The sequence below is a fragment of the Hyphomonas jannaschiana VP2 genome, assembly GCF_000685215.1.
Classification (GTDB): domain Bacteria; phylum Pseudomonadota; class Alphaproteobacteria; order Caulobacterales; family Hyphomonadaceae; genus Hyphomonas; species Hyphomonas jannaschiana.
The window spans coordinates 1-25,088 of record NZ_ARYJ01000011.1 but is presented as its reverse complement, the minus strand read 5'-3'; the positions used below and the strand labels follow the sequence as shown (position 1 = coordinate 25,088).

Below are 25,088 nucleotides of genomic sequence, written 5' to 3'. Positions count from 1 at the left end.
ATTTGGGCGACGGCGCGCCGGAACAAGCTCATTCCTTATCAAACTTGCGGTTCAGGCGCCATTCGAGGGCCAGGTATGTGCCCTCGGCGATCATAAAGGCGATGGGCACGAGGATCAGGCTGATGAGGTCGGTCGCGGCGCCGGACAGTTTCTGCATGACGTCGAAGATGCCTGCAAACACGATCCCGACCAGCCCGGAATTTACAATCACCAGCTTGCGGCTGGGCCGGGTTCGTAGAAGTCCTTTCGGCTGGCGCCAGAGGACCCACAAGCCGATGGCCCCGGCAATGAGAGCCACAACGGAAACCGTGATCGCGATCGTCGGATCGATGGTCCGGACCTTGTCGAACATCCGGTCCACAGCGGGATTGCGCGGCAGGAACACCACGATGAAGGCATACATGCCGATCACGATGGGCAGACGCATGTTCACGTGTTCAGGTCCTTCTTTCCGGGACTTCCGAAAGCGAACGGCCTCCCGTGGAACGAGAGGCCGCTGCGATTGAGTGGTTCAGGCGGTGGCGTTAGTGGCCGCCCTTGGCCGTCACGTGCGGCAGTTCATTGTACTGGTGGAACGGCGGCGGCGACGGCAGCGTCCATTCCAGCGTCGTGGCGCCTTCGCCCCACGGATTTGCCACACCTTTGCGGCGGCGGATCAGCGCCTCAGCAAGGCCGATGAAGAAGACCAGCGTCGCGACCATGGTGATGGCGTAGCCGATCGACGAGATGTGGTGCCAAGTCGCAAAGCCATCGGCATAGTCGATGTAGCGGCGCGGCATGCCCTGCAGACCCAGGAAGTGCTGCGGGAAGAACAGGACGTTTGAACCGATGAACATCAGCCAGAAGTGCAGGCCACCGATCATGCCATTGTACTTGATGCCGAACATCTTCTCGAACCAATAGTACCAGCCGGCGAACAGGCCGAACACGGCGCCCAGCGACAGCACGTAGTGGAAGTGCGCAACCACATAGTAGGTGTCGTGCAGCGAGTGGTCGATACCGGCATTGGCCAGCACCACACCCGTCACACCGCCAACGGTGAACAGGAAGATGAAGCCGATAGCCCAGAGCATCGGGACCTTGAACTCGATGGAGCCACCCCACATCGTGGCGATCCACGAGAAGATCTTGATGCCCGTCGGCACAGCGATAACCATCGTAGCGGCCACGAAGTAAGCCTTCAGGTCCACATCCATTCCGACCGTGTACATGTGGTGAGCCCACACGACGAAGCCGATAACGCCGATCGACACCATGGCGTAAGCCATGCCGAGATAGCCGAAGATCGGTTTCTTGGAGAAGGTCGACACGATGTGGCTGATGATGCCGAAGGCCGGCAGGATCATGATGTAGACTTCCGGGTGGCCGAAGAACCAGAACAGGTGCTGGAACATGATCGGGTCACCACCACCTGCCGGGTTGAAGAACTGCGAGCCGAAGTTCCGGTCCGTCAGCAGCATGGTGAGTGCAGCGGCAAGCACCGGCAGCGACAGCAGCAGCAGGACAGCCGTCACCAGGACGCCCCAGGCGAACAGCGGCATCTTGTGCAGGGTCATGCCCGGCGCGCGCATGTTCAGGATGGTCACGATGAAGTTGATTGCACCAAGGATCGACGCGATACCCGCGGTGTGCAGCGACAGGATCAGCACGTCCATGGCCGGGCCTGGGTGACCGGTCGTCGAGGACAGCGGCGGATAAAGCACCCAGCCACCGGCAAAGCCGTTACCAGCCGAACCGCCCGGAATCGTCATCGAGATGCAGGCCAGGACGAAAGCAGCAACCGTCAGCCAGAACGAGATGTTGTTCATGCGCGGGAACGCCATGTCTGGCGCGCCGATCATCAGCGGTACGAACCAGTTGCCGAAGCCACCGATCAGAGCCGGCATGACCATGAAGAAGATCATGATCAGACCGTGATAGGTGATGACCATGTTGTAGAAGTGTTTGGCGTTCTGGATCGCCACGTCGCCTTCACCGGCGACGAAGCGCGTGAGCACGCCAACGCCCGGCTCTGCGAGCTCCCAGCGGATCAGGCCGGACAGGGTATAGCCGACAATTCCCGCGATTAGCGCGAAGATCAGGTACAGCGTACCGATGTCCTTGTGGTTGGTGGAAAACAGCCAACGCGTGAAGAAACCAGGCTTGTGGTCGTGATCATCGTGGGCGTGGTCGAGGGCGACTTCATCCATGGGCATGGGACGTACTCTTCTCTCTCGGTTTATTCAGTGACCGCGGCGAACTTGGTCGCCGGTTCAACGGAAGCGATGGTCTGCACCGAAGCGGCTGCAGCATCATAGTCGCCGGCGAGCATCAGCTCCGCCCAGCGGTCGAATTGTTCTTGCGGCACAACCCGGACTTCGATCGGCATGTAGGCGTGGTTGACGCCGCAGAGTTCCGAACACTGGCCGTAATAGGTACCTGGCTCGTCGACGAGGAACCAGCCTTCGTTAAGGCGGCCCGGGACAGCATCGGTCTTGATGCCGAAGGCCGGAACGGCGAACGAGTGGATCACGTCAGCCGCAGCCGTGTAATAGCGGATGTAACGGCCAGCCGGCACAACCATCGGATAGTCGACCGAAAGGTTACGTATGCCTTCCTTGGAGTCCGTCGACAGGCCAACCTGAAGCGGGTTCGACACGAACTCCAGCGGGTAGCCGGCGTCATCCGTGATGTCTGGATAGGTGTAGGTCCAGTTCCACTGGTTGCCTTGGGCCTTGACGTTCACGAAGCCCTGAGCGGCCGCTTCCGGATTGTATTCCTTCGTGAAGCGCTCGTATTCAGCAGACTTGCCATCGGCGAGCAGCTTGTTGGCCTTGTCCTGCACCATCTGAAGGTTCGGCGGAACATCCTGATAGTAGAGGTTCGGGAAGGACTGGCTGGCGATCCCGACCAGGATCAGCGCCGGAACGACCGTCCAGATCACCTCGATCAGCGTATTGTGGCTGAATTTGCGCGGTGTCGGATTGGTACGGGAATTGTGCCGCAGAATGACCCAGAGCAGCAGGATCAGAACGAAAATCGTAATCGGAATAATGATCCACAGCAGGAATGTGTGGAAATGGTGGATACGCTCGGCAATGCGCGTCGCGGCGGGTTGCATGCCGAGCGCGCCATCGCGCGGAATAGCAGCAAAAGCCGGAGCGGCGAACAACGCTGCGCTAAGAGCGGCAAGTAGGTGTCGCACGAAGGAATCCTCGTCTCGTTGGAATCTCTGCCCCTGTATCTACAATACGTATTTGCCGCAACCTACCTCTTTCCGCGCTCAATATTGTCGCAGCCTGTCGTCGTCTTGCCTCATTGATGGTAAATTGACTTCAGGAGTTCCCCTTTTCTGGAGGCCAGAATGATCCGCACTGCCCTGCTCGCTGCCAGTTTTCTCGCTATCGGTGTCCCCGCCGCGTCCGCTCAGGTATCCGTGATCGGCGGCGGAATCGCCCGTGATTGTTATGAAGCCGCCCTCTATGGCCGGGTTTCCAACCAGGAAGGCGAACGCATCTGCACCAAGGCCATCGAAGCCGAGCTCATGAAAATGGGCAACAGGGCCGCCACCTATACGAATCGCGGCGTGCTACGCATGCGCAGTGGTGACTATGACGGAGCACTGGCTGACTATGCGACGGCCAAGAACATGAAACCCGAATTCGGAGCCATCTGGCTGAACGAAGGCGCCGCATACATTTTCCTGAAGGATTTCGACTCAGCCCTGGTCTCCCTGGACAAGGCCATCGAGCTGGACAGCGAAGAGCTCTACGCAGCTTACTACAACCGGGCTATCGCCCGCGAAAACACCGGAGACCTTGCCGGTGCCTATATGGATTTCCAGAAAGCCGTGGAACTCAATCCCGAGTTTGAACGCGCCAAATGGCAGCTCACGCGCTTCACCGTGAGCAACTGAGGCTGGTCCGGTTGCACGGGAATCCGCACGTCAACCTCTTGCCGCTCACGCCCCGGGCGCGCATCTAGTCTGAATGACTGAAAACGCCCTGCCCTTCGATCTCCGCCAGGCCACCGACATTCTTGCTGAAGCCGTTCGCGGCGGCGATGATGGTGACCTCTACATCGAACGCTCCCGGTCTGAGAGCTTCGTCTTTGACGATGGCCGCCTGAAATCGGCCGCCTTTGACACAGATCAGGGATTCGGCCTGCGCGTGGTCGCAGGAGAGGCGCAGGGGTCCGGCTATGCCTCTGAACTGTCGCTGGCCGCCATCCGGCGCGCAGCATCGACCGCCTCGGAAGCCAAACGCGGATATTCAGGCAAGCTGGCCGCCAGCCCCGTCCCCACGAACCGGCGCCTCTACCAGCCAATCGATCCGACCGCTGCGCCGGACTTTTCTGTCAAAACCGGACTGCTCGCCGAAATCGATGCCTGGGCCCGGGCCAGCGACCCGCGTGTCGTTCAGGTCTCTGTCTCCCTTTCCGGCAGCCACACCGAAGTCGACATTCTGCGCCCCGACGGCGCGGCCTATTCCGACATCCGCCCGCTGGTCCGCCTCAACGTCTCCGTGACGCTCGAAGAGAACGGCCGTCGCGAGTCGGCGGGGGCCGGCGCAGGTGGCCGGGCTGCCTATGACGACTGGATCCGGCCGGAGCGCTGGCAGGACATGGTTCGCCGGGCGATCCGCAAGGCATCGGTCAACCTTCAATCCATCGCCGCGCCCGCTGGCGAGATGGAAGTCGTGCTCGGCCCGGGCTGGCCAGCCGTCCTGCTGCACGAAGCCGTTGGCCATGGCCTCGAAGGTGACTTCAACCGCAAGGGCACGAGCGTCTATGCCGGCCGTATTGGCGAACAGGTCGCCGCAAAGGGTGTCACCGTCATCGACGACGGCTCCATCGAGGCACGCCGCGGCTCCCTTTCTTTCGACGATGAAGGCACGCCGACCCAGCGCACGGTGCTGATCGAGGATGGTATCCTGAAAGGCTATATGCAGGACCGGCTCAATGCCCGCCTGATGGGCCAGGAACCGACAGGCAACGGCCGCCGAGAAAGCTACGAAGCCCAGACCATGCCGCGGATGACCAACACGGTCATGCTGGGCGGGGACAAGGATCCGCAGGAGATCGTGTCATCCATCAAGCGCGGCCTGTGGGCCGTCGACTTCGGCGGCGGACAGGTCGACATCACGTCCGGGAATTTCGTGTTCCAGTGCACCGAGGCCTATCTCGTCGAGAACGGCAAGGTCGTCGCGCCCGTGAAGAACGCTACCCTGATCGGCCATGGCCCCACTGTGCTGCAGGACGTCACCATGATCGGCAACGACTTCGCCATGGATGATGGCGTCGGGATGTGCGGCAAGGCCGGTCAGTCGGTGCCGGTGGGTGTCGGGCAGCCGACCCTCAAGATTGGTGCCCTGACCGTAGGCGGCGCAGGCTAAAATTGCTGTTACCTCCGTAGGCCGGGGCTTGAAGCGCTGAGGTCTATTTGTCACTTTCTGGCCACAATCGGACAGAGGGACACGATCTGATTCGTTCGTGTGTCCGATCAGTAGAGGACGGTGACACAATGCGATTCCTGACAGGCGCCCTGCTTGCGGCTTCTTTCATGACAACCCCGGCGTTTGCAGAACCAGGCGACCTGCCTGCCGATTCTGCCTGGCAGATGGTACAGCGCGGCGAAATCGTCGTGCTGGATGTCCGGACGCCGAGTGAATGGGCCATGACCGGCCTACCCCGCGACAGTCACGGCATCAATGTGAAGGACCGGGATTTCGTCGCACAGGCCCGAGGCGCTGTTCTGGGGGATCTGGACCATCCGATCGCCGTCATCTGCCGGACCGGGCAACGCTCGAGCGAAGCTGCCAGCATGCTCGAAAAGGCAGGCTTCACACACGTCTTCGACATCAAGGAAGGCATGCTCGGAAAAGAAGGCGCCGGAGACGGCTGGCTGAAACGCGGTTTGCCGACAGACCCGTTCATTCCGCCTTATAACTAGTCGCCTTCTCAGGCGCCTCGACCTCCAACACAACAAACAAAAAGGGCGGCCTTTGCAGGGCCGCCCTTTTCGGTGGTTTGCACTCAGTCTCAGCCTAGCGTCTTGTCCGGGGCGCCCGGATCGGTGTTTGAACCGAACGTGTCCACTGTTCCGACATCGTCCACGGAATCGTCGGACAGCGTGTCCAGGTGCATCATCTTGGTCATGAACGGGGCCGCAATCGCAAACAGGACACCGATACCAATCGCGAACCAGCCGACCTTTGTGTACACGGACAGAACCTGTCCGATGCCTTCACCGCCAGACGCAGTAGCCTGCGCAATCATGGCAGCAACGGCGTTGCCGGCGCCGGACGCCAGGAACCAGGCCCCCATCATCAGCCCCACCATGGAGGTCACCGAAAGGCGTGTCATGGCCGACAGGCCGACCGGGCTCATGCAAAGCTCGCCCGTCGTGTGAAGCAGGTAAATCAGGAAGATGAAGATGACCGGTGTCATGGCTCCTGCGCTGGATCCGAACGCCAGAACGAGGAAACCGGCACCGAGCTGCATCAGAGCCAGAGCGAACTTCATTGGCGCACTCGGCTCCCAGCCTTTCTTGCCGAGCCAGACCCAAAGACCGGCAAACACAGGACCGAGGGTCATGATGTAGAAGGCGTTGATCGACTGGAACATGGAGGCTGGCACTTCCCAGCCAAACAGGTTGCGATCGACATGTTCATCCGTGAACAGGTTCAACGACGAGCCTGCCTGCTCGAACAGGCCCCAGAAGAGGACGTTGGTGGAGATCAGGATCAGCGCGACGATGATCCGGTTGCGCTGATGCGGGTTCAGCTTCGCGATCGCACGCCAGACAATGTAGAGATAGGTGACCGTCATGGCGATCAGCAGCAGCGTGTTCACCGTGCCCTGACTGCGCACCAGGAACCAGACGATGAATGTCACAATGATCGCGCCCAGCCAGATCATGTGCTCGCGGTTCAGCGGGCCGACCATCGGGGCAGACAGTTTCGCCGGATCGCTCGGCTCCCCTGCACCGCGCAGTGCCGGTTTGCCCCAGACAAAGACGATCAGACCGAGCAGCATGCCGACCCCGGCCGCGCCGAAGCCATAGGCCCAGCCAAAGGTTTCACCCAGATAGCCTGCAATGAGCGCCCCAAGAAAGGCGCCGGTGTTGATGCCCACATAGAAGATGGTGAAAGCGGAATCGCGCCGCGTATCCGTCTTCTTGTAGAGCGAACCGACAATGGTCGAGATGTTCGCTTTCAGGAAGCCGACACCGACGATGATCAGCGCAAGGCTGAAATAGAAAATGTTGAGAACACTCGGATCGGGTGACTGGCCATCCAGGACCGGATCCCCTTCCACCGCCATGCCGAGGTGGCCGAGCACAAGGAAAATCGCACCAATCGTGACCGCCTTGCGCGCGCCGAGGTATTTGTCGGCCAGGAAGCCGCCGATCACCGGCCCGATATAGACCAGCGTCGTATAGGCGCCGTAGAGGCCATAGGCAGCCTCGCGGTCAAACAGGAAGTGCTTGGTCAGATAGAGAACCAGCAGAGCCCGCATGCCGTAGTAGGAAAAACGCTCCCACATCTCAGCAAAGAACAGGACGAACAGTCCTGTCGGATGGCCCAGAAAGGTTTTCCCCTCGTCCTGGCCGGCAGCAATCGCGTTGTCGGTCACCTGTTTCACTCCCGTCAGCTTCCCTGAATTGCGCATATTGAGCGTGCTATGCGGCAAGGCTCAAGGCAGTTTCTGCTTTTTCGGACGGAATAAAGGGAAGGCTGTGCCCTAGTAGGCCTTTTCCGTGAAAACGTGGCGCACGTCGCGGTTCCAGGCGCCATAGTAGCGCTCCAGAAGCCGTTCCGCCGGCGTCTTGCCGGACCGGGCGATCTCGTCGAGCTCCGCCAGGTATCCAGTCTCGTTCTCGCCGGATGCGGAGAGATTGTTACGATTGCTGAGACCGATGCGGGCGAGATCCAGCATCTCCATGGCGAGGTCCTGCATCGTCGCACCGCCTGGAATCGGCGTTTTCAGGCCAAGCGTCCGCACCGACTGGCGCATGGCTTCGCGCTCTGCCGCCGTCCAGTTCTTCACACGGTCCCAGGCCCCATCGAGACAGACCGGGCAATAAAGCAGCCCCACCCAGAAAGCCGAGAAGGCACAGAGGTGCGACCACGGACCGGCATCGGACCCGCGCATTTCAAGGAATCGCTTCAGGCGCACTTCAGGGAAAATCGTTGAGAGGTGATCGGCAAAATCATCCATCGCCGGCAACTCACCCGGCAGGATCTCCAGCTTGCCTTCCATGAAGTCGCGGAAGCTGAGGCCGCTGGCATCGAGATATTTGCCGCCCCGTCGCACGAAATACATCGGCACATCGAGGGCGTAATCGACATAACGCTCAAAACCCATGCCGTCCTCGAACACGAAGGGCAGCATGCCCGTCCGGTCGGGGTCGGTATCCGTCCAGATCTGTGACCGGTAGGACAGGAAGCCGTTCGGCCGGCCTTCCATGAAGGGCGAATTGGCAAACAGCGCCGTGCCCAGTGGCTGCAGCGCCAGCGCCACGCGGAACTTCTTCACCATGTCGGCTTCGGAAGCGAAATCGAGATTGGTCTGCACGGTGCAGGTGCGGAACATCATCTGGCGGCCAAGGCGCCCGACCTTGTCCATGTATTCCATCATGATCTTGTAGCGGCCCTTGGGCATGACCGGCGTCTCCGCCAGGCTCCACAGGGGGCTCGCGCCAAGTCCGAGGAACGAAATCCCGAGCGGGTCGGCAATTTCGCGCACCTCTTCGAGGTGACGCCCGACCTCGGTGCAGGTCTGGTGGATCGTTTCCAGCGGGGCGCCGGACAGCTCAAACTGCCCGCCCGGCTCCAACGAGACACTGGCGCCATCACGCTGCAGGCCAATCAGCTTGCCGCTTTCGACAATCGGGTCCCAGCCGAACCGGTCACGGAGGCCTTCCAGCATGGCGAGCACTGACGCCGTGCCTTCATAGGGAAGCGGCGCAAGATTTTCGCGCAGGAAGCCGAATTTCTCGTGCTCGGTCCCGATGCGCCAGTCGGACGCCGGTTTGCACCCGGCTTCCAGATAGGCAGCCAGCTCATGTTTTCCCGCAATGCGCGGGGAGGTCTCGTCGATGTCCGACGTTGGCGTGGTCATCCCGAACCCCCTGTTGCGAACCAGAATGAGGCTTGCAGATAAGGTTGTTTCGCTCACTCGCCAACCGCGTTATTCTCACGAATTAGTTTATGTAGAGAGTCCGCAGATGACCAAGATGACCACCGACGAGCGCGACGACCTGAAAATGTGGGCCCGCCTGCATGTTCGCGGCGGCTATGAGCCGTTGGAGGAGATCGAAGAAATCCTGCTGGATTACGCGCAGGACTTCCGCAGCCCGCTCACCGAGCGGGATCGCCAGGTGGAAGTGCGCAATGCGCTCGTTCATGCTGTGTCGATGCTGGTTGAGGAACAGGATTCCTGGCCGGTGCTCACTGATTTTGACCGCCTGTCGCTCGCCTTCGACATGCTGGAAGACGAAGACATTGTTGCACGTCAGCATTTCACCTGCTGTGGCACCTGCGGCGCTGCCGAGATTGGCATCGAAATGGATGATTTCCAGGACCTCTCCGGCCGCGAGCCGAAAGGTTATGTGTTCTTCCACCAGCAAGACACGGAAAGCGCGGTCGAGAGCGGCAGCCTGTACATAAGCTACGGCGCTGCCGACGCGACCGCGTCACCGGAAGACAATGTGGCCATCGGCCAGCGTCTGCATGACGTTCTGCAATCGGTCGGGCTGAAGCCAGTCTGGGACGGCAAGATCAATCACCGCGTCGGCCTCGCCATCGACTGGAAGCGCCGCTGGGAAGGCGCCATGCCGAAGCCGATCAAGCGCTGGTTTTACTAACGCCAGTCCCCTTTCAGGGCCTGCCAGACTGACAGCGCAGCGACCGCGGCGGTTTCTGCACGCAGGATGCGTGGCCCCAGACTGACCGGCGCCGTATCGCCTCGCTGGCGTAGCCAGTCACGCTCTTCCAGTGTGAAGCCGCCTTCCGGACCGATCAGGATCGCGACGGGTTTGTCGCCAAGAGTGCCGAGCACGTCCGCAATGGGCCCCGCCCGGCCCTTTTCGCCGCCCCAGGGTGCGCCTGCGTCATCGCCTCGTTCATCGCAGAAGATGACCACTGTCCCATCTGCCAGCCCATCCAGCGCCTTTGCCAGCGGCTGCAGGTCTTCCACCTCCGGCAGGTCCAGCCGTTCCGTCTGTTCAGCCGCTTCCAGCACAATCTTTTGAAACCGGTCGAGTCGCACTGTTCGGGTCTGGGTCCGGTCCGTCAGGACGGGCACTATGCGTGCGGCACCGAGCTCCGTGGCCTTTTCGACGATGAAATCCGTCTCCGCCTTCTTCACGGGCGCGAACAGCAAGACGGGCGCGCTAGCCGGGGTGTCCGGCTGTGGGCGCACCAACCGGTCTGGCGTGAGACTCGCGCGCTTGCCGTGAACATCGACAATCCGCGCCTCCCATTCGCCATCACGGCCATTGAAGACACGCACGGGGGCATCCGCGACAAGGCGGAGCACACGCAGCAGGTAATTGGCTTGCGCATCGTCCAGCGGAAAAGCTGCGCCTTCCACCAGATCCTGCGCCACAAACAGTCGGGGTATGGAACTCATGGGCGGGGTATAGGCTTATACAGACAAGAGGTTAAGTCAGGAGCACGCCATGCCAGACCGTCAGGTACAGTCAATCAATCCGGCAACAGGCGAGGTGATCGAAAGTTTCACACCCCTGACGCACGCCACCATTGAGACCGCCCTCGAAAATGCGTCCGAGCGCTTCCGGACCTGGCGCAATGTATCTCTGGACGAGCGCGCCGAGCTGCTCAATCGCGCCGCCGACGTCCTGGAAACCAAGGCCGCAGAATATGCACGCGACATCACGCTGGAGATGGGCAAGCCCCTCTCGCAGGCAGAAGCTGAAGTGAGAAAATGCGCCACGGCCTGCCGTCACTATGCCGAGCACGGCGCGACATACCTTCAGGACGAAACTTTCCACACCGAAGCCCGCCGGGCGTTTGTCCGGCACCTTCCGATGGGACCGGTACTGGCCGTGATGCCGTGGAACTTCCCCTTCTGGCAGGTCTTCCGCTTCGCCGCCCCGGCCCTGATGGCGGGCAATGTCGGCCTGCTGAAGCACGCCTCGAACGTCTGGCGGTCCGCCCTGAATATTGAAGACGTGTTCCACCGCGCCGGCTTCCCGGACGGCTGCTTCCAGACACTCCTGATCGGGTCGTCAGAAGTTGAGGGCGTCATACGCGACAACCGGATCAAGGCCGTCACCCTGACCGGGTCAGGTCCCGCTGGCCGCAGCGTCGCCGCCATTGCGGGCGACTGTATCAAGCCCAGTCTTCTGGAGCTTGGCGGTTCGGACGCATTCATCGTCATGCCCTCGGCAGATCTCGACAAGGCCGTGAAGAGCGCCGTAACGGCCCGAATCCAGAACTCCGGCCAGTCCTGCATTGCCGGTAAGCGCTTCTTTGTTCACGCGGATATTTTCGAAGCTTTCAGCAAAAGCTTCGTCAAAGCCTTCGATGCCCTGAAAGTGGATGACCCGATGAAGGCCGATACCGACGTCGGTCCGCTGGCCACGCTGGCGATCCGGGATGAACTGGCCGATCAGATCGAGCGCTCTCTCAAAGGCGGCGCTGAAAGCCTGACGAAAGACCGGACCGTCCCGAAGAAAGGCGCATGGATCGCGCCGCAGATCCTGGCCGAAGCCCATTCAGGCACGCCCTCGACCGATGAGGAAATGTTCGGTCCGGTCGCGAATCTCTGGAAAGTTTCGAACCTCGACGACGCCATCACGCGGGCCAATCGCAGCCAGTTTGGCCTCGGCTCGGTCCTGTTTTCCAAAGAAGAAGCCGAAATCGACCAGGCCATCCGTCAGCTGGAAGCCGGTGCCACGTTCGTCAATTCCATGGTCGCGTCAGACCCGCGCCTCCCCTTCGGGGGAATCAAACAATCCGGCTACGGGCGCGAGCTCGCCGCAGATGGTCTGCGCGCCTTCGTGAACCGCAAGACCGTCTCGGTGGCGTAATCATTCCCCTGAGAGGCGCGATCCCCTGTCGGAAACGGGAATCCGCGCTATAACCCGGCGCGATGACCGAGACGCAGATCTCTCCTGCCGACAGTGCCCTGCCGGGCTGGCTTTCCAGCCTTCCGGAGGGCCTGCGCCCTTATGCGATGCTGGCCCGCTGGGACCGGCCTGTGGGCGTCTGGCTGCTCTACCTGCCCTGCCTGATCGGCCTCGCCTTCGAGCGCATCAGGACCGGTCTGTATCTGACAGACTCTCTATGGGCGATTCTGTTCCTGGTCGGTGCCATCGCCATGCGCGGTGCGGGATGCACCTGGAACGACATTACAGACCGGGATTTCGACGCGAAGGTGGAGCGCACGGCCCTGCGGCCGATCCCCGCCGGCCTCGTCACCCTTCGCGAGGCGCACATCTTTCTGGGCATCCAGCTGGCGGTTGGCTTCCTTGTCTGGCTCTGCCTGCCGGGCGATGCGAAGATCGTCGCCCTGCTCTCCATACCGCTGGTCGGCGCCTACCCGTTCATGAAGCGTGTCACCTGGTGGCCGCAGGCCTGGCTTGGCGCGACCTTCAATTGGGGGGCACTGGTCGGCGTCGCCGTCGCCGGCACAATCAGCTTCCCGGCCGTCGTGCTCTATATCGGCCTCGCCTGCTGGACGGTCGCGTATGACACGATTTACGCTCTGCAGGACCGCGAAGACGACGCCCTCATCGGCGTGAAGTCCACCGCGCGCCTCTTTGGCAAGCATGCGGCGCTCTACAGTTTCGGTTTCTTTATCGTTGCCGCGGCATTGATTGCCGCCGCCTCGGGCCTGCAGGGCGCTGGCCGCATGGGCGCCGTCACATCGCTCGCCTTCCTCGGCCATGCCACGGCGCAGGTCTCGCGGCTGAAAAGCAAAGGCGACCGAGTCGCGCTTGCGGTGTTCAAGTCGAATGTGTGGACCGGCGCGCTCGTCGCGATCGGCCTGACTCTGGCCGCCATGACACCGGAACCACCCCCGCGCACACTCTTTTCCGGCCCGGAAATCGTGCCCGACGGCCAGCCGGACAAGGTAACCCTGCCCTTTGGACTGGAGCTGCAAAAAGGCCCGCGCCAGCCCGGCCTGCCGGAAACCTGGCTCGCCAGCGACATACGCCGCACACTGGAACGTGATGGCTATGTCTTCCCCGACGCTGCGGAATCGCCAGACGAGCCGTGACGCCACCGGCGCAATGGCCTATGGTGTGGCCATGCCTGTTGTTATTGAAATGGTTTCCGATCTCGTCTGTCCGTGGTGCTGGCTCGGCAAGCGCCGCATCGAAGCGGCCATCGCCATGGTGCCGGACGTTGAAGTGCAGCTCCTGTTCCGTCCCTATGAACTCGATCCGTCCATCCCGGCGGAAGGGGTCGATTACAAGGACTATATGCGCAAGGCATTCAGCTCGCCGGAAGCGAAGGAGCGCTCGGGCGCCATGCGTCAGGCGCTGATCGACTATGGTGAGGCCGAAGGCATCCCCTACCGGTTCGACGAGATTACATGGCGTCCGAACAGCCTCGATGCGCACCGCATCGTCCACTGGGCGCAGGGCCAGCACAAAGGCGCCGCCGCCAAGGAAGCATTGTTCCAGGCCTTCTTCCACGACGGTCGAAACATTGGCGACCATGGCGTACTGGTCGACATTGCCCGTCAGATCGATCTCGACCCGACCATTGTGGCCGACCTCCTGTCCACGGATGCCGATGTCGTAACCGTCCGCGCCGAAGAAAAATATTTCCGCGAACTCGGTATCACCGGCGTGCCGACCTATATCGCCAATCGTCAGTTTGCGGCGCAGGGCGCCGAGACGCCTGAAAAGCTGGCACGCTTCATCAAGCACGCGGCCGAACACCCGCCGGCCGCAACCGCATGAGCGCGCTGGTCCAGACCGAAATCGATGGCCGCACGGCAATCGTGCGGTTTGATACCGGCGCCCGCGCCAACGCACTCAGCCAGCAATTGATGCAGGACTTGACCGAGGCTGCCCTGCAATTTCACGACGCGCCTGAGATCTCCACGGTCATCCTGACCGGGCGAGCGGACCAGTTCTCCATGGGCGCAGACCTGAAAGATCCGGCCGGCGCAAACGCTGCCAAGTCCACGCTCCGGGAACGGAGGATCCTGCTACGCCGCGGCCCACGCATGTGCGAGGCCTGGGAAAATGTAGACGCGCTCACCATCTGCGCCATCGAAGGCTGGTGCGTCGGCGGCGGTGTGGCACTGGCCACGTCATGTGACCTGCGTGTCGCTGCGGAGAACTCGGTCTTCTACGTGCCGGAGGTCGAGCGCGGCATGAATATGAGCTGGGGCTCCATCCCCCGTTTTGTGGCACTGGTCGGCCCCGCCCGCGCCAAGCGGATCGCCGGGCTTTGCGAAAAGATCGATGCCGCAACGGCCCTGAACTGGGGGCTTGCCGACCATGTCGTGCCCGCCGGCACCGCCATGCATAAGGCGCGTGAAGTGGCGGCAGCTGCCTCACGCCTGCCGCCAACGGCGTTGAAAATGGTGAAGCAGGACGTCAACGTGGCAGCGCTGGCATTGGCCAAAGCCACGGCCCACCGTGACCTCGAGGCCTTCGCCCTGCTCCAGCGCTCAGACGATTTCAGGGAAGGCATCAAGGCCTTCCTCGAAGGCCGCGACCCGGAGTTCACGGGCGACTGATTATCCCCACAATGAAAAACGCCGCCCGGAAACGGGCGGCGTTTTCAATTCGGTTCTGGCACAACCTTAGTGGACCAGAGCAGCCTTCAGGCTTTCGAGATAGTCGTAGTGTTCCTGCAGGATCGCGCGGTTGGAATCATCCTTGTCGAGCGACTGGATCTTCAGGAGCGTGGCTTCCATCTCGGCCTGCACGTCTTCGGTTTTCACATCGTCGAGCATGCGGGCTTCTTCAGCCAGGATGGTCAGGCCGGCCGACGTAATGTCCGCAAAGCCGCCGCGCACGAAGATGCGCATCTTGACCGTGTCGCCTTCCAGAACGCGTACCACGCCATTGCGCAGCGTCGTCATGAAGGGCGCATGGTTCACCAGCACGCCGAACTCGCCATCCGAACCAGGTGCGATCACATGATCGACCTCTCCGGAGAAGAGCTCTTTCGCGGGCGAAACGAGCGAGAAGTGGAGTTTATCGGCCATCTATCCTGTCCGCTTACGCGTCTGCCATCATCTTGGCGGCCTTGGCTTTGGCGGCTTCGATGTCGCCAACCATGTAGAAGGCCTGTTCCGGCAGGTGGTCATAGTCGCCAGCGATCAGGCCTTTGAAGCCCTTGATCGTGTCTTCGAGTTTCACCTGCACACCCGGCGAACCGGTGAAGACTTCAGCCACGTCGAACGGCTGCGACAGGAAGCGTTCCACTTTCCGGGCGCGGGCCACGACGAGTTTGTCTTCTTCCGACAGCTCGTCCATGCCGAGGATGGCGATGATGTCCTGCAGCTCTTTGTACTTCTGCAGGATTTCCTGCACGCCGCGGGCAACCGAGTAGTGCTCTTCGCCAACGACCAGCGGGTCGAGGATACGGCTGGTGGAGTCCAGCGGGTCCACAGCCGGGTAGATGCCTTTTTCCGAGATGGCGCGGTTGAGAACCGTCGTGGCATCAAGGTGGGCAAACGAAGTGGCCGGAGCCGGGTCGGTAAGGTCGTCAGCCGGAACGTAGACAGCCTGGATCGAGGTGATCGAGCCTTTGTTCGTGGAGGTAATACGCTCCTGCAGCTGGCCCATGTCGGTGGCCAGCGTCGGCTGGTAGCCCACAGCGGACGGGATACGGCCAAGAAGTGCGGACACCTCAGCACCGGCCTGGGTGAAGCGGAAGATGTTGTCCACGAAGAACAGAACGTCCTTGCCTTCTTCGTCGCGGAAGTATTCGGCCTGGGTCAGGCCGGTCAGGGCAACACGGGCACGGGCGCCCGGAGGCTCGTTCATCTGACCGTAGACCAAGGCCACGCGGCTCTCGCCTTCCAGGTTGATAACCTTGGATTCGATCATCTCGTGATAGAGGTCGTTCCCTTCACGGGTCCGCTCACCAACACCGGCGAAGACCGAGTAACCCCCGAACAGCTTGGCGATGTTGTTGATCAGTTCCTGGATGAGAACCGTCTTGCCCACGCCGGCACCGCCGAACAGGCCGATCTTACCACCCTTTGCGTAAGGGCAGAGCAGGTCCACAACCTTGATACCGGTGACGAGCACTTCGGATTCGGTCGACTGATCGATGAACTCCGGGGCCGGAGCGTGGATCGGGCGATCCATGTCGGAGCCGATCGGGCCACGTTCGTCGATCGGCTCGCCGATGACGTTCATGATGCGGCCGAGCGTTTTCGGACCAACCGGAACGGTGATGGCCTTGCCGGTGTCAGCCACCGGACCGCCGCGCACGAGGCCTTCGGTGGAGTCCATGGCGATGGTGCGCACCGTGTTCTCGCCGAGGTGCTGAGCAACTTCCAGCACCAGGCGCGTACCGTTGTTGTCGGTTTCAAGCGCGTTGAGGATAGCCGGCAGCTCGCCATCGAACTCAACGTCGACAACGGCGCCGATGACCTGGGAAATGCGGCCTTTGGCGTTTGCGGGAGTGCTCATGCGGGTCGTCTCCTTTGGAGCGGGTATTCTCTGGGTTCTTGTTCTCTAGAGCGCTTCCGCGCCCGAAATAATCTCGATGAGTTCTTTGGTGATCTGGGCCTGGCGTGCGCGGTTGTACTGCAGCTCCAGCGAGTCGATCATCTCGCCGGCATTGCGGGTCGCGTTATCCATGGCGGTCATCTGGCTCGCAAAGAAGCCAGCAGAGCCTTCCAGCAGGGCGGAAAGGATCTGCGTGTTGATGTAGCGCGGCAGAAGCGCCTCAAGGATCGCATCTTCCGACGGCTCATAACGATAGATCGCACCGCCCAGATCGATGGTCTCGGCATCGGCAGGGGCCGCGGCCGGGATCAGCTGCTGCGCAGTCGGAACCTGGCTCAGCACGTTCTTGAACTGCGAATAGATCAGCGTCGCAACATCGAACTCGCCATCCTCGAACCGGGTGGTGAGGTTCTTGCCGAGAGCAATCGCCGGCTCGGAGAAGTCATCACCCTTCACGGAGGAGAGGTCAACATGGCCGATAAACAGGTCGGCGAAGTCTCGCTTCAGCTGCTCGCGGCCTTTTTTGCCGACGGTCAGCACTTTCACGGTCTTCCCCTCGCCCTGCAGCGCGATAATCGTCTGACGGGCAAGTTTGGCGGTGTAGGTGTTGAAGCCACCGGCGAGGCCGCGCTCGGCGGTCATGACGACAACCAGATGCGTCTGGTCGCTGCCTGTGCCGGCGAGGAGTTTCGGGCCGCCTGCGCCGGCAGATGCCGACAGATTGGCGAGAACCGCGGCCATGCGTTCGGCGTACGGGCGGGCAGCCGTCGCGGCGTCCTGCGCGCGCTTCAGCTTCGCCGCGGCCACCATTTGCATGGCCTTGGTGATCTTCTGCGTGGATTTCACGCTGGAGATCCGGTTTTTCAGGTCCTTCAGGCTGGGCATGTCAGGCCTTCCAGTTCGTGCTCAGTCGTCCGGGGCTCAGGCAAACTTCGAAGTGAAGTCGTCCAGGGCCTTCTTGATTCCAGCTTCAATCTCGTCGGTGAGAGCTTTCTCAGCGGCGATCTTGGTCAGCAGGTCCTTGTTCGCACCACGGAGGTGAGCCAGCAGCTCTTTCTCGTAGCGCGTCACGTCTTTCAGCTCGACCTTGTCGAGGTAGCCACGCGTACCGGCGTAGATCACGCAGACCTGCTCTTCCATCAGCAGCGGCGAGTATTGCGGCTGCTTGAGGAGTTCGGTCAGGCGGGCACCGCGGTTCAGCAGGCGCTGGGTGGCAGCGTCCAGGTCGGAACCGAATTTCGCGAAGGCGGCCATCTCACGGTACTGGGCGAGTTCGCCCTTCATGGAGCCGGCAACTTTCTTCATCGCTTTCGTCTGGGCAGCAGAGCCCACGCGCGACACCGACAGACCGACGTTCACGGCCGGGCGGATACCCTGGTAGAACAGGTCCGTCTCAAGGAAGATCTGGCCGTCGGTGATCGAGATCACGTTCGTCGGAATGTAGGCCGACACGTCGTTGGCCTGGGTTTCAATGATCGGCAGGGCCGTCAGAGAGCCGGAACCGTTCTCTTCGTTCAGCTTGGCAGCACGCTCCAGAAGGCGCGAGTGCAGGTAGAACACGTCACCCGGATAAGCTTCGCGGCCCGGCGGACGGCGCAGTAGCAGGGACATCTGACGATACGCAACAGCCTGCTTGGAAAGGTCATCATAGATGATCAGGGCGTGCATGCCGTTGTCGCGGAACCATTCGCCCATGGCACAGCCGGTGAACGGTGCGAGATACTGAAGCGGGGCCGGTTCGGAAGCCGTGGCAGCCACGACGATGGTGTAGTCGAGGGCGCCGCGCTCTTCGAGCGTCTTGACGACCTGCGCCACCGTGGAGCGTTTCTGGCCGATGGCAACGTAGACGCAGAACAGCTTTTCGCTGTCGTCCTTGGCCGCGTCATTGGTCGCTTTCTGGTTCAGGATTGTGTCAACGCAGATCGCGGTTTTGCCGGTCTGGCGGTCGCCGATGACCAGTTCGCGCTGACCACGGCCAACGGGGATCATCCCGTCAATGGCCTTGAGACCGGTCATCATCGGCTCATCAACCGACTTACGAGGAATGATGCCCGGTGCTTTCACATCCACGCGTTCACGTGCAGCAACGTTTTCCAGCGCGCCTTTGCCATCAATCGGGTTACCGAGGGCATCCACAACGCGGCCCAGCAGAGCCTTGCCGACCGGTGCCGACACGATCTCGTCGAGGCGCTTGACGGTGTCACCTTCTTTAATGTCGCGGTCGTCACCGAAAATCACGACGCCGACATTGTCGCTTTCGAGGTTCAGCGCCATGCCTTTGATGCCGCCGTCGAATTCGACCATTTCGCCAGCCTGAACGCTGTCGAGGCCGTAGATACGGGCGATACCGTCGCCCACTGACAGAACCTGACCGACATCGGAGACTTCGGCTTCAACGCCGAAATTCTCGATCTGCGACTTCAGGATGCCCGAAATTTCTGCTGCTGAGATATCCATCGAGCGACTAAGCTCCCTTCATGGCGGTGTTCATGCGTTCCAGTTTGGCGGCAAGGCTTGCGTCAACGAGCTGGGACCCGATGCGCAGCTGAATGCCGCCGATGAGCGAGGCGTCAACCTCGCTGGTAAGTTCCACCTCGCCGCCAACGGCCTTGGCGAGGATTGATTCAATGCGCTGGCGCTCTGCGCCGGTCATTTCCTTGGCGGTACGCACAAGAGCGCGCTTCACGCCGCGCTGTTGTGCGTAAAGCTCATCAAAAGCGATTGCGGCACCGAGAATGTCGCCCGAACGGCCGTTCTGCGCCATCGTGCCGAGGAATTTGCCAAACAGGCCGCCGAGATCGGACTTGGCCGTCAGCTCGCCCAGCGCCTTCACCTTGTCTTCGCGGGAGAAAGCCGGCGACTCCAGAAGAAGCGCCAGATCGTCAGAGCCGTTCGCCATTTCGGCGAATGCCTTGAAATCCTTATAGACATTGGCGAGTTCGCCTTTGTCCTGCGCGAGTTCGAACAGCGCGCTCGCATAACGGCGTGCTGCTTCGTTCGCATGTGTCGTCTTTGATCCAGCCAAGGGTCTCTTCGTCCATGTTCAGGTGGGCGGAATGGCCCGAAAACAGCAAACAGGGCAGCGTGCGAATTGCCCGCGCCCATGAAAACTGTGCGCCGCTTAGCATCAGTCATCTGACCTGACAACATAGGCATGGCGCCAATGTCTGCGGCGAAATGACAATTATGACAATGCGCCCGCGAAACCAATAGATTCAAAGGAAATATTGAGACGCGGTCTCCATCCCAGACCTGCCTGATCCCGGCAGGATCAGGCGATGGCTCAGCGCCCGGTTTCCGACTCACTTGTGGTGAAGCCAAGCCGTACCAGACGTTCGATCATCTGACGCTCAGCGGAAGGGTCGTAGGCAATCAGGTATGGTTCAGTGCAACCAGCATTAAACACCCTCATTTCCACGCCGAGAGGCCCAAACCAGCGCTCGCTGTTCCGGATATATATTTCGTTGTCCTCAGGTGAGAACGCGTTAGCCGCCACAATTACGTCATCCGGAATCCAGCGTCTGTCAGGCGGCGAGAACGTCGAGCTATCAACATCGAAACACCATTTCTCACGTACCTCTCCAAAATACGTGTCCAAGGTCCTGACACAAAGAATCGCACTGCTCATAGGCAATGTTGGCGCCCCGCCTTCCGCTTCAGCCAGCTTATCTGGGTAAATGTACGAAATAACCTGCCCGCGCAGGACCAAATCGGCCTGAAGTTTATCAGGATCAAACGGCCTGTAGATACGGCACGCATGGCTTTCGAGCGCAAAAACCGAGGCCACCACCGCGAGGAGACCAACTTTGAAGGAAACCGGCACCGCGCGCGCCTCCACAACTTAAGGGATGTCACATCCCCCTTATGGTGGAATGGGTATCACAGGCGCGCCCTCAAAGAAATGAATACGGGTCGATGTCGACCGACAGGCGGACAGGCGCCGGCAGCTTAAGCTTCGCCAGCCACGCGGCCATATAGGCAGACAGGTCCACATTGCGGGGAGATTTGACGAGGAAGCGCCTGCGGTGGCGTCCGCGCAGTACGGTGATCGGCGCCGGGGCCGGACCGAACAGCTCAATCCCCTGGCCGTTCGGCGCGAGCGCCGCCACGTCCCGCGCGGCCTGGTCCACCATCTCGGCAGAGGGCGCAGACATGATGACCGCCGCAAGCCGTCCGAACGGCGGCAGGCCAAGCTCCGCGCGCACATCCCGCTCAATCTGGAGGAAGCCGTCCCGGTCGCCATCGGCCAGCGCCAGCATGGCCGGATTATCCGGCGCATAGGTCTGCACCAGCGCCCGGCCCGGCCGTTCGGCACGTCCGGCACGGCCGGCCACCTGGCTCAGCAGCTGGTAGGTCCGCTCGCCCGCCCGCAGGTCGCCGCCCTTCATGCCGCTATCGGCATCGACGACACCCACGAGGGTGAGGTTCGGAAAATTATGCCCCTTGGCGACGATCTGTGTGCCGATCAGCACATCGATCTCGCCCTGCTCCATCCGCTCGACGATGCCGCGCGTTGCCTCGCCGCCCTGCGCCGTGTCGGAGGAAAAGATCTCGATCCGCGCCCCCGGCATCAACACGCGCACTTCCTCCGCAACGCGCTCCACACCCGGGCCGACGCCCATCAGCGAGTCCACCGCCCCGCAATGCGGGCATTTCTGCGGTTTCAGGATGGAATAGCCCGTGACGTGGCAGACCAGTCGGTTCGTATACCGGTGCTCTGTCAGCCAGTTCTCCGTGCCCGGCGTTTTCAGCCGCTCGCCGCATGCCTTGCAGATGACCAGCGGCGCATAGCCCCGGCGGTTCAGGAACAGGAGCGTCTGTTCGCCCGCCTCCAGCGTGACCTGCATCTCATGCACCAGCCGGGAGGAGAGCCACATGCCCTTGCCCGGCGGATCGGACCGCAAATCCACCAGTTCCACATCCGGCAGGCGCGCCGCGCCCGGCCGCGCCGACAGTTTCAGCCGCGTATAGCGTCCCATCTCGGCGTTCACGACCGTCTCCAGCGCAGGCGTCGCGGAGGCCAGCACCACAACCGCCTCCTCAAGCTTGCCGCGCATTACGGACATGTCCCGGGCGTGATAGGTCACCCCGTCTTCCTGCTTGAAGCTGCCATCGTGTTCCTCGTCCACGATGATCAGTTTCAGCTTCTGGAATGGCAGGAAGAGCGCAGAACGCGCCCCGATCACGATCCGAGCGCGCCCATGCGCCGTCTCGCGCCAGGTCCGCCGGCGTTCCTTGTCCGACAGGCCGGAATGCCAGGGCGCAGGGGGCGCGCCGAACCGCGCGGTAAAGCGCGACAGGATGGCCTGCGTCAGCGCGATCTCCGGCAGCAGGACCAACACCTGCGCCTCCGGATCTGCCTTCAGCGCCTCCGCGATCGCCTCGAAATAGACTTCCGTCTTGCCGGAGCCAGTGACGCCGTCGATCAGGAAAGTGTGGAACGTGTCCGCCCGCACGGCATGGCGCAGCTCTTCAGCGGCTTCAGCCTGCTCCGCTGTGAGATTTGCGCCCGGCAGGTCCGGGTTCACGGGCGGGAATGGCGGATCGGTCGGCACATCGATCGCCTGCAGCGCACCCGTCTCCGCCAGCCCCCGCACCACGCCGGAGGACACACCCGCCGCCTCTGCGATCTGCGCCGCCGTCATCGGCGCCTCCTCCGCCGCCATGACGTCCAGCACTTTGGCCCGGGCATCCGTCATCCGAGGCGGCAGTTCACCTGTGGCGGTGAACACCGTCTCTGTCGGCGATGGCAGCAGGCCCGCCCGCGCACGCAATGCCATCGACAGGAGGCGCCCCGGATGGCTCACCGTGTAACGCGCCGCAAAGGCCAGGAAATCCCGCATCGCCTTCGTCATCGGCGGCGTCGGATAAACCTCCGACACAGCCTTCAGCGTGCGCCCCTCGCCCGCCTCATCGCCCAGCACTTCAACGACGACTCCCAGCCGCTCATGCTTGCCGAGCGGCGCAGCAACATAGCTGCCTTCGGCCACGTCCAGATCGTCCGGCACCGCATAATCGAACGGCTCCGGCAGGGGCATGGGAAAGAGAATCCGTGCGACGGGCATGGGCCAAGGCTTAGCCCTTCAGCCTGCCTCCGTCACGCCGCCCCTTCAGCGCGTTTGCGCCGCCGCGTACAGCGCGCCAAGTTCTTCCGCCACCAGCCTCAGCGGCGCTGCATTGCCCGCCACCCGGCACTGGATGAGCGCACCCTCGAGCGCGGATATGGCAAAGCGCGCAAGGCTTTCAGCACGCGCCAGCGGGATGCCCGCAGCGACAGCCGATTCCGTCAGCACCCCGGCCCACGCGTCAAAGGCGGCCGCGCCCGCCTGCCGGATCGCCTCATGCTCCGGCACAGTTTCCAGCAGGGTCGTCGTAATCGGACAGCCATCCCGATAGTCCGAGGCGGCCATCCACCCGGCCAGCAAATCAAAATAGCGCCTGACCAGGTCGCCGGGCCCGTCTGCCTCTGCCGCAAGATCCTTCAGCGTCCGCGTCACGGCCTTCCCGGCCAGTTGAACGGCTTCCGCCCCGATTTCGGCCTTGCCGCCTGGAAAGTAGTGATACAGCGACCCCTTCGGCGCGCCGCTCTCCGCCAGGATCTCGGCAAGCCCGGTCGCCGCATATCCCTTCTGACGGAACAATTTCACCGAAGCCGCCAGAAGCGCGTCACGATGCTTTACGGCTGTTGCCATACTTGCCACCTCAAAATTATATAGACTGGTCTACATGGTTTCGATACACCTCGATCCGTTAACAGGCAATGAGGAGACGGCAGATGGCGGAGAGCATACCGGAGGGCTTTGCGCCCCATTTCAGGAAAAGCGGCCTGACGGACCCATGGGAGCCGCTCTATTCGCGCAATACCGGCGAGTCGATCTGGATCGGCCTGCGCGCGGGGCCCGCCCACGCCAACTCTCGCGGCTTTGTGCATGGGGCTCTGATCACGGCCCTGGCTGACAATGCGATGGGGCTCAGCTGCGGTCTGTTCCTCACCGGCATATCCGGCCTCGTCACAGTCGGCCTGTCGCTGGACTTTCTCTCGACAGCCCGCCTCGGCCAGTGGCTGGAGATCCGCCCCACCGTCCTCAGGACCGGAAAGACCCTGTCCTTCTGCACGGCGACCATCTACGCAGACGAGACAGTCTGTGCCCGGGCCAATGCAACCTTCCGCGCGCTTCAGGCGGCGTGATCGCGCTTTCCGCCTTTTCCGCCGCGTGCCCGGTCATAGCGCCAGGCCATCAGGTTCGACGCGGCATTCAGGCAGAAATTCACCGGCACGGCCGCACGCTGGACAAAGCCCCAGCGTTTGCCGACCACCGGCACATGCGACAGCGTCGGCTTGGTGACATGATCGACAATCCGCCAGTCGGCCAGCGATCGGCGATAGCTGATAAAGCCGTCCTCCTGCATGTTCCACTTCGCCTTCAGCGCGTCATGGCTGCGCTTCTGCCAGGACCGTGACCAGCGCAGCAGAAAGTAAGGCAGGTCAACCATCTGCACAGGGTCATCTTCCGAAGGGATCAGGAAAGTGACCACAGAAGACGGTTCGAACCAGATGCTCTCCCCGGCTTCCCGCGCGCGCCAGGAAAAATCGAGATACTCCTTCGACACGATGTCCGGATCGAACGTCCCGATACGGTCGAACAGGCTACGGCGCACCATGAAGCAGTGCATCTCGACGCTCTGCGTACGGCGGCGTTTCAGATGCGGCTGGATCTCGTCCAGCGTATTGCCCTGGAGATAGAACTCCTCGTGGAAATCCTTATGCCCGTCGCCGGCCTCTTCCAGCGTCTCATTATTGTTCTCTTCCGGGCCGATATGGTGGACGATCGTGTGGATCGGCCGGCCTTCGCAGGTGAGCGGCGCAATCATGCCGGCGCCGGTTTCATCCCCGCAGGCCACCAGGGCGCCAAGCCAGCCTTTGCGATACATGATGTCGTTCTCGACGAAGGCGATATATTCGCCCCTTGCGTGTTCGATGCCGGTATTGCGGGCCTCCGCAGGTGTCAGCGGGCGATCGACCGCCACGTGCCGGAAGCCGCGGCGGGCAGCCTCTTCATCGCACCAGCGTCTTACCTGGCCGGGCGCCGCGCCTGTCACGACGACAAGGTCAAACGGATAATCCGTATTCTCGTAGAGGTTTGCGATCGAGTCCCGCATCAGGCTGTAGCGGTCCCGTGTCGTCAAAACGATTGTCGCGCGGCCTGTCCCGTTTGCCTGCTCCATTGCCTTCCCTCGTCTCCCAGCCCGGCAGACTGAATATACCGCAGACCGGGAGTCTGCTCCACGCCCCATCAGTTGAAATTGGCGGACAATTCCGCCGTAATCCGCCATACGCGATAGCCGCAGAGCCCTGATCTCATTGGAGATCGACTTCCTCTCCGAACGGACCTATCCGACAGGTTTCACCAAGCGCCATCTTAAGGCG

24 protein-coding genes are annotated in these 25,088 nt (G+C 61.8%); 9 read left to right on the top strand and 15 right to left on the bottom strand.

The window, feature by feature from the left end:
* Positions 1-28 precede the first annotated feature (28 nt).
* The 3 genes from HJA_RS14365 to coxB form a co-directional block, all read right to left on the bottom strand.
* On the bottom strand, positions 29-433 hold the full coding sequence (locus HJA_RS14365) for a hypothetical protein (protein WP_155840020.1): 405 nt from the start codon (positions 431-433) through the stop codon (positions 29-31).
* Between the two features lie 91 nt (positions 434-524).
* Positions 525-2,195 carry a cytochrome c oxidase subunit I gene (gene ctaD / locus HJA_RS14360; protein WP_035583524.1) on the bottom strand — a complete coding sequence of 557 codons (1,671 nt, stop codon included), beginning with the start codon at positions 2,193-2,195 and terminating at the stop codon, positions 525-527.
* A gap of 23 nt (positions 2,196-2,218) precedes the next feature.
* The gene (coxB, locus tag HJA_RS14355) at positions 2,219-3,184 is read right to left on the bottom strand and encodes a cytochrome c oxidase subunit II (RefSeq protein ID WP_035583522.1); all 966 of its coding nucleotides are present in this window, start codon (positions 3,182-3,184) and stop codon (positions 2,219-2,221) included.
* Positions 3,185-3,343: 159 nt separating this feature from the next.
* Between coxB and HJA_RS14350 the strand changes: the two genes are divergently transcribed.
* From HJA_RS14350 to HJA_RS14340, 3 genes are all read left to right on the top strand, one after another.
* On the top strand, positions 3,344-3,895 hold the full coding sequence (locus tag HJA_RS14350) for a tetratricopeptide repeat protein (protein ID WP_035583520.1): 552 nt from the start codon (positions 3,344-3,346) through the stop codon (positions 3,893-3,895).
* Positions 3,896-3,968: 73 nt separating this feature from the next.
* Positions 3,969-5,372 (top strand): metalloprotease TldD, encoded by a 1,404-nt coding sequence (tldD, locus tag HJA_RS14345; RefSeq protein WP_035583518.1) that lies wholly within the window; start codon positions 3,969-3,971, stop codon positions 5,370-5,372.
* Between the two features lie 128 nt (positions 5,373-5,500).
* Positions 5,501-5,929 (top strand): rhodanese-like domain-containing protein, encoded by a 429-nt coding sequence (locus HJA_RS14340; protein WP_035583516.1) that lies wholly within the window; start codon positions 5,501-5,503, stop codon positions 5,927-5,929.
* A gap of 89 nt (positions 5,930-6,018) precedes the next feature.
* Here the strand turns inward: HJA_RS14340 and HJA_RS14335 are convergent, their stop codons facing one another.
* Together HJA_RS14335 and HJA_RS14330 are read right to left on the bottom strand one after the other, a co-directional pair.
* Positions 6,019-7,614, bottom strand: coding sequence for a peptide MFS transporter (locus HJA_RS14335; protein ID WP_206741728.1), 1,596 nt, complete (start codon positions 7,612-7,614; stop codon positions 6,019-6,021).
* Between the two features lie 108 nt (positions 7,615-7,722).
* On the bottom strand, positions 7,723-9,102 hold the full coding sequence (locus HJA_RS14330) for a glutamate--cysteine ligase (protein ID WP_035583514.1): 1,380 nt from the start codon (positions 9,100-9,102) through the stop codon (positions 7,723-7,725).
* 106 nt (positions 9,103-9,208) lie between these two features.
* Between HJA_RS14330 and HJA_RS18160 the strand changes: the two genes are divergently transcribed.
* Entirely contained in the window at positions 9,209-9,847 is a 639-nt protein-coding gene (locus HJA_RS18160; protein ID WP_051597731.1) for a DUF6891 domain-containing protein, read from the top strand.
* Here the strand turns inward: HJA_RS18160 and HJA_RS14320 are convergent.
* Positions 9,844-10,614 carry a 16S rRNA (uracil(1498)-N(3))-methyltransferase gene (locus HJA_RS14320; protein WP_035583513.1) on the bottom strand — a complete coding sequence of 257 codons (771 nt, stop codon included), beginning with the start codon at positions 10,612-10,614 and terminating at the stop codon, positions 9,844-9,846. The genes HJA_RS18160 and HJA_RS14320 overlap by 4 nt on opposite strands.
* A gap of 49 nt (positions 10,615-10,663) precedes the next feature.
* On the opposite strand from HJA_RS14320, the gene HJA_RS14315 reads away from it, so the two are divergent.
* The 4 genes from HJA_RS14315 to HJA_RS14300 all read left to right on the top strand — a co-directional run bounded on the left by HJA_RS14315 (position 10,664) and on the right by HJA_RS14300 (position 14,709).
* Entirely contained in the window at positions 10,664-12,037 is a 1,374-nt protein-coding gene (locus HJA_RS14315) for an NAD-dependent succinate-semialdehyde dehydrogenase (protein ID WP_035583511.1), read from the top strand.
* Positions 12,038-12,099: 62 nt separating this feature from the next.
* A complete protein-coding gene (gene ubiA / locus HJA_RS14310; protein WP_051597730.1) occupies positions 12,100-13,230 on the top strand; it encodes a 4-hydroxybenzoate octaprenyltransferase in 1,131 nt (376 codons plus the stop codon).
* Positions 13,190-13,921, top strand: coding sequence for a DsbA family oxidoreductase (locus HJA_RS14305; protein WP_241764375.1), 732 nt, complete (start codon positions 13,190-13,192; stop codon positions 13,919-13,921). Before ubiA ends, HJA_RS14305 begins: the two co-directional genes overlap by 41 nt.
* On the top strand, positions 13,918-14,709 hold the full coding sequence (locus HJA_RS14300) for an enoyl-CoA hydratase/isomerase family protein (protein ID WP_035583509.1): 792 nt from the start codon (positions 13,918-13,920) through the stop codon (positions 14,707-14,709). The genes HJA_RS14305 and HJA_RS14300 overlap by 4 nt, the downstream gene beginning before the upstream one ends.
* 66 nt (positions 14,710-14,775) lie before the next feature.
* Here the strand turns inward: HJA_RS14300 and HJA_RS14295 are convergent, their stop codons facing one another.
* The 8 genes from HJA_RS14295 to HJA_RS14260 all read right to left on the bottom strand — a co-directional run bounded on the left by HJA_RS14295 (position 14,776) and on the right by HJA_RS14260 (position 23,352).
* Positions 14,776-15,183 (bottom strand): ATP synthase F1 subunit epsilon, encoded by a 408-nt coding sequence (locus tag HJA_RS14295; protein ID WP_035583507.1) that lies wholly within the window; start codon positions 15,181-15,183, stop codon positions 14,776-14,778.
* A 13-nt stretch (positions 15,184-15,196) separates the two neighbouring features.
* Complete coding sequence (atpD, locus tag HJA_RS14290; protein WP_034762915.1) at positions 15,197-16,621, bottom strand: F0F1 ATP synthase subunit beta; 1,425 nt, start codon at positions 16,619-16,621, stop codon at positions 15,197-15,199.
* 45 nt (positions 16,622-16,666) lie between these two features.
* On the bottom strand, positions 16,667-17,545 hold the full coding sequence (locus HJA_RS14285) for a F0F1 ATP synthase subunit gamma (protein ID WP_035583505.1): 879 nt from the start codon (positions 17,543-17,545) through the stop codon (positions 16,667-16,669).
* A gap of 36 nt (positions 17,546-17,581) precedes the next feature.
* Complete coding sequence (gene atpA, locus HJA_RS14280; protein ID WP_035583503.1) at positions 17,582-19,117, bottom strand: F0F1 ATP synthase subunit alpha; 1,536 nt, start codon at positions 19,115-19,117, stop codon at positions 17,582-17,584.
* A gap of 7 nt (positions 19,118-19,124) precedes the next feature.
* Positions 19,125-19,685 carry an ATP synthase F1 subunit delta gene (atpH, locus tag HJA_RS14275; RefSeq protein WP_035583501.1) on the bottom strand — a complete coding sequence of 187 codons (561 nt, stop codon included), beginning with the start codon at positions 19,683-19,685 and terminating at the stop codon, positions 19,125-19,127.
* A gap of 258 nt (positions 19,686-19,943) precedes the next feature.
* A complete protein-coding gene (locus HJA_RS14270; protein WP_035583499.1) occupies positions 19,944-20,483 on the bottom strand; it encodes a hypothetical protein in 540 nt (179 codons plus the stop codon).
* 70 nt (positions 20,484-20,553) lie between these two features.
* Positions 20,554-22,725: a primosomal protein N' gene (locus HJA_RS14265; protein ID WP_035583497.1), complete on the bottom strand. Its 2,172-nt coding sequence runs from the start codon at positions 22,723-22,725 to the stop codon at positions 20,554-20,556.
* A 45-nt stretch (positions 22,726-22,770) separates the two neighbouring features.
* The gene (locus HJA_RS14260) at positions 22,771-23,352 is read right to left on the bottom strand and encodes a TetR/AcrR family transcriptional regulator (protein ID WP_035583495.1); all 582 of its coding nucleotides are present in this window, start codon (positions 23,350-23,352) and stop codon (positions 22,771-22,773) included.
* Positions 23,353-23,435: 83 nt separating this feature from the next.
* On the opposite strand from HJA_RS14260, the gene HJA_RS14255 reads away from it, so the two are divergent.
* On the top strand, positions 23,436-23,849 hold the full coding sequence (locus HJA_RS14255) for a PaaI family thioesterase (protein WP_035583493.1): 414 nt from the start codon (positions 23,436-23,438) through the stop codon (positions 23,847-23,849).
* On the opposite strand, the gene HJA_RS14250 is transcribed toward HJA_RS14255, so the two are convergent.
* A complete protein-coding gene (locus HJA_RS14250) occupies positions 23,837-24,886 on the bottom strand; it encodes a glycosyltransferase family 2 protein (protein WP_035583491.1) in 1,050 nt (349 codons plus the stop codon). The genes HJA_RS14255 and HJA_RS14250 overlap by 13 nt on opposite strands.
* Positions 24,887-25,088: the final 202 nt, after the last annotated feature.